At 65.2% G+C, this 4,467-nt stretch carries 3 protein-coding genes and 2 pseudogenes; 2 read left to right on the top strand and 3 right to left on the bottom strand.

Annotated features, from left to right (window positions below):
* Nucleotides 1-103: 103 nt before the first annotated feature.
* A pseudogene (locus KVS69_RS17905) lies at nt 104-331 on the top strand (TrbI/VirB10 family protein); the annotation flags it as partial.
* Nucleotides 328-570 (top strand): DUF2274 domain-containing protein, encoded by a 243-nt coding sequence (locus KVS69_RS17910; RefSeq protein ID WP_123787514.1) that lies wholly within the window; start codon nt 328-330, stop codon nt 568-570. The pseudogene KVS69_RS17905 and the gene KVS69_RS17910, both read left to right, overlap by 4 nt.
* Before the next feature lie 266 nt (nt 571-836).
* Here KVS69_RS17910 and KVS69_RS17915 read toward each other — a convergent pair whose 3' ends face one another.
* The 3 genes and pseudogenes from KVS69_RS17915 to KVS69_RS17925 form a co-directional block, all read right to left on the bottom strand.
* Nucleotides 837-3,203 carry a response regulator gene (locus KVS69_RS17915; protein WP_254622265.1) on the bottom strand — a complete coding sequence of 789 codons (2,367 nt, stop codon included), beginning with the start codon at nt 3,201-3,203 and terminating at the stop codon, nt 837-839.
* Nucleotides 3,204-3,303: 100 nt separating this feature from the next.
* A pseudogene (locus tag KVS69_RS17920) lies at nt 3,304-4,122 on the bottom strand (discoidin domain-containing protein); the annotation flags it as partial.
* 99 nt (nt 4,123-4,221) lie between these two features.
* On the bottom strand, nt 4,222-4,467 hold a 246-nt coding region (locus KVS69_RS17925; RefSeq protein WP_217539350.1), incomplete at its 5' end, for a hypothetical protein.

Genomic DNA, 4,467 nt, shown 5'->3' on the forward strand with positions numbered 1-4,467 from the left:
ACCGTCACCCTGCGCGGTGACAACATCGCCCAGGAATTCGTGGCGCTGATCGACGGGTACGTCGAACGCAAGTATGTCCGGAGCGTCGGATAAGCCCGCCGGGCTGGCCGCGCCGGAGAACCGCCAGGACGGCACCCGCTTCGTCATCGCCGGGCGTGTCAGCGCCCAGGACAGCATCAATCAGGTTGGCCAAGAGATCACCCGGCGCAATATGAACATCCAGCCGACGCTGACCACGCGGCCCGGCCTGCCGGTGCGGATCATCGTCAACCGGGATCTGGTGCTGCGGCCCTACCAGCCCCTGTTCTTCAATCGGGGAGCTTCGCAATGAACGCGACCAAGAAACTGCGGCTTGGGCCGCTGCCCAAGACCGAGAACGTCAAGCTTACCTTCGCGTGCCCGGCCGGCCTGAAAGCCGACCTCGACCGCTACGCCGCGCTGCACGCGCAGGTGTATGGCGAGGCGGTCGATGCAGAGAAGTTGATCCCGCACATGCTGGAGGCGTTCATGGCGGGGGATCGTGGTTTCAAGAGGGGAGGGCAGGCAACGCCGAAGCCACCGGCGAAGTGAGGCTTGGAGGAAGACCGCTGTGCTTGTCTGCGCTATCCTAGAGGGTGATTGACGATGGAGTTGCCAGAGTCGTCGCCCCTCAAATCCCTCCATCTTCCGCACCAGACAAAGCTCTTGTCGGATGACGGTAAAAGCGACGGTAATGGCCCATGTCGATCATCGCAAATCCCTTTAACCACGCGGGCTTGCGTGGCCTGTTGATGATCGAGTGGGAGTAACCACCCGGTAGAGCGGGGCTCTGCCCCGCTGCGCCCTGCCGAAACGGGTCATGGCCCATCGGCGCGCATCGCTGCATCCAGACAGTCGAGCGCTTCGACAAAGCGGATGGTGTCGATCAAGCGGGCCATCGGCGCCAACGCTGCAGCCAATGGATTGCCTTCTGCGTGCAGTTGATGCGTGAGGCGTTCGAATACCTCCTGGGCGTCGGCATCGTTCTCCGACAGCAGCGCGCGCAGGCGCGTCAGCAGCAGCGCCGCGGCTGGCCCGGGAGCGGCCGTTGGCACGCCAGTCACGGAAGCGTCGGCCGCTGTCTGGCGTTCATCGATGCCCGCCGATGCAATCGCGTCAAGTACCGGCTGCAGCCGCCCCGCCGTCTCGGCAAGGAGGGCTTCCAGGCTGTCCGTGTCGGCGCGGTCGAGGCATGCCCTTTCCAGCCTGGCCGCCGCTTCCGCAACGCCAGTGGCACCCACGGTTCCGGCCGTCCCTCGAAGCGTGTGGGCACGGCGCATCGTGGCTTCGGCATCGCCCTCGCGCAGGGCCCGGGTGAAATCGCCCAGAAAGCTCATGTTCTCGGTCCGGAACAGGCCCAGCAGGCGCCGGTAGAACTTCACATCGTTATCGACGCCGGCCAGGCTCCGGGCGACATCAATGCCCGTGATGGCGGGGAACGCGGAAGCGGGTGGGTCGCTGACGCGTACCGCGGACGCCGCACTGGAGGCGCGGTCGGTGCCGATCCACTTTGCCATGCAGGCAAACATGGCCTCCATGCGCAGGGGCTTGGCGATATGGTCGACCATTCCAGCGGCCAGGACCTTTTCGCGGTCGCCTGCCATCGCATTGGCGGTCATGGCGATGATGGGAAGGTGCTGGAACCGCGGCTGGGCGCGCAGGCGACGGGTCGCCTCGTAGCCGTCCATCACCGGCATCTGGCAGTCCATCAGCACGCCATCAAAGGTGGATTCGCGCGACAGGATGTCCAATGCTTCCTGCCCGTTGACCGCCAACGTGACCTCGATGCCGGCCTGACCAAGGAATTCGCGCGCAACCTCCTGGTTCAGTTCATTGTCCTCGACCAGCAGCACACGCGAACCCCGCAGCTGCTCGAACCGCGTTGAACCGGCTGACGCCTTGAGTTCAATGCGGTCATCGCCCACGGTGCCCGTGCCGAGTGCCTGGCCGATCGACTCAAGCAGGGTTGACGGCGTAACCGGCTTGGTCAGCACACCCTTCAGGCGCGCCCCGGTGGTCGCCGCTTCGGCAATCGCTTCGTCCCGCCCGAAGGCGGTCACCATGATGACTGCCGGTGCCTCGCCCTCGCTGAGCGACTGCAGCCTGCGGACGACTTCCACGCCGTCCATCGCCGGCATTTTCCAGTCCATCAGTACCAGGTCGTAGGCAAGCTGCTTTGCGTAGGCCTGGCGCACCATGCGCAGCCCCTGCGTGCCGTTGCGCGCGGTATCCACCTCCAGCCCGAACTGCCTGGCCATCGTCGACAGGATCTCGCGCGCCGCCGCGTTGTCGTCGACCACGAGTACGCGCAGCCCCTGCAGTTCCTCCGCCCGGAACATGCGGCGCGGGGCAGGGTCCGCCTGCAGGCCAAAGTGCGCATGGAAGTGGAAGGTGGAGCCTTGGTCCGGCATGCTGTCCACCCAGATCCGGCCACCCATCAGCTCCACCAGGGTGCGCGAGATCGCCAGCCCCAGCCCGGTGCCGCCGTACCGGCGCGTTGTCGAACCGTCGGCCTGGCTGAAGGACTGGAACATGCGGGCGCATTGCTCCGGGGTCATCCCGATGCCGGTGTCCTTCACCCAGAAGTGCAGCGCGATACCGTCCTCGGTGCGGGCCGCGGTTTCAATGCCCAGGATCACTTCGCCACGCTCGGTGAACTTGAGCGCGTTGCTGCACAGGTTCAGCAGCACCTGGCCAAGACGAAGCGCGTCGCCGACCAGCGCCGTAGGGACGTCCACAGCGCAGCTGAACAGAAGTTCGAGCCCTTTATCCTCCGCCTTCATCGACACCAGATTGGCTACGTGGTCGAGTACGTCCTCCAGCCGGAAGTCGAGGCGCTCCATCCCCATCTTGCCGGCCTCGATCTTGGAGAAGTCCAGGATGTCGTTGATGATGCCCAGCAGCGCTTCGGCAGAGCGGTTCACCTTTTCGATGTAGTTTCGCTGCCGTGGCGCGAGTTCGGTCTGCAGCGCAAGGTGGGACATGCCGATGATGGCGTTCATCGGCGTACGTATCTCGTGGCTCATGTTTGCCAGGAATTCGCTCTTGGCGCGGGTCGCTTCTTCGGCTGCTTCCTTGGCCCGAAGCGTCTCATCCTCCAGCTGCCTGCGCTCGGTCACGTCCTGGTGGATGCCGACCAGGCGCACGGCGCGTCCGCCGTGGTCACGTTCGGTGGCGCGACCCAACGAGTGGATCCAGCGCCACGCGCCCGAACTGTCCCGCATGCGGAAATGGGCGTCGAAGTCGTCGGCCTCGGGGTCGTTGATGCAATGGTCGAACTGTCGATGGGCCCAGCAGGCGCAGGCGCGCGATCTTCGGTGCATCACCCTGCACATGCAGGCGCAGCGCCTGTGCTGTTACCGGCGCGGTGCCGGCCAGCCAGCTCTGCTGCCGGCTGCCGGCCTGCGGATCATGCGCGAGTTCGCTCCAGCGTCCCTGTGCATCCTGTACCTGAAGGCGCGCGCCGCCGTGTGCGCCTGCCCAGTCCACTGCCAACCCGGTGGTGGAGAGGGCCCTCGGCAGGGCGATCTCCAATACGTGGCTGCCGTCTTTCCCGGCGGGGATGGCCACGGCGCTGCCGCCTTGCCACACGGCCGCTGCCTGGGTCGCGTCCAAACCGGTAATGCGTGCTGTCGCGCGCGGGTCGAGCGGTTCAAGTTCGAAGATGGACACGCCCCAGTCCGATGTCCGCTCAGGACTGGCCAGCCGCAGGTAGCGGGCCTGGCGCGGCGCGAAATAGAGGGTTTCGATGCCGCCGAGCGAGTCGCGCATGGTGTAAGCGGTCTGCCACTGCCTCCCATCCAGTGAGGTCTGCAGGCTGTAGCCCTCCGGATTGGAGACGTCCCAGGTAAGGCGCGCGCCGCTGAGCGTGCTGGGTTTTCCCAGATCCACCTGGAACCAGTGGCCCGGGCTGAACGCTCCGCCGGTGACGGTCTTTGGATCGCCGTCGATGAGGTGGCTGACCCCCATGGCCGGGACTTGCTGGGAGGAACTGCTGGCACGCCACTGACCACGGTCAGGGAGATCCTGGGCCAGGCTGGCCGAAGCGAAGGCCAGGCCGAGTACCGGAAGCAGCGCGGCGCGACGAGCGATGTGCAAACCCATCAAAAAGTCCTTGCCTGATATGCCTCGCCAATGAGGCAGCGCCAACGCTATCAGGCGCTGTAATCGGTTACACGATGCGATGCAATATGGCAGTGGTTGTCAGTTGACAACTTTTGCCGGCGCCACCACACTGGAGCCTTCCGATGGCAAGACCGAAGCATCCAAAGCGGGAAGTTGACGCTGGCATCGCGCACGCCGAAGCGATGGGGTGGCGGGCATTGCGTCGCGTCGTGAACAACTGCGCGAAACGCAGGTGATCAATGTACGAGGAGCAGGATCATGGAGTACATCTTCACCCTCAAGTACCAGTTGCCACACGCCCATGGCGACCTGCAGGCGCTGGTT

This window comes from Stenotrophomonas sp. GbtcB23 (assembly GCF_019091045.1).
In the GTDB taxonomy this organism is placed as follows: Bacteria; Pseudomonadota; Gammaproteobacteria; order Xanthomonadales; family Xanthomonadaceae; genus Stenotrophomonas; species Stenotrophomonas rhizophila_A.

Bases quoted from the DNA above. Each gene is read 5' to 3' on its own strand.
- KVS69_RS17910 (WP_123787514.1), top strand. From the start codon at position 328: ATGAACGCGACCAAGAAACTGCGGCTTGGGCCGCTGCCCAAGACCGAG.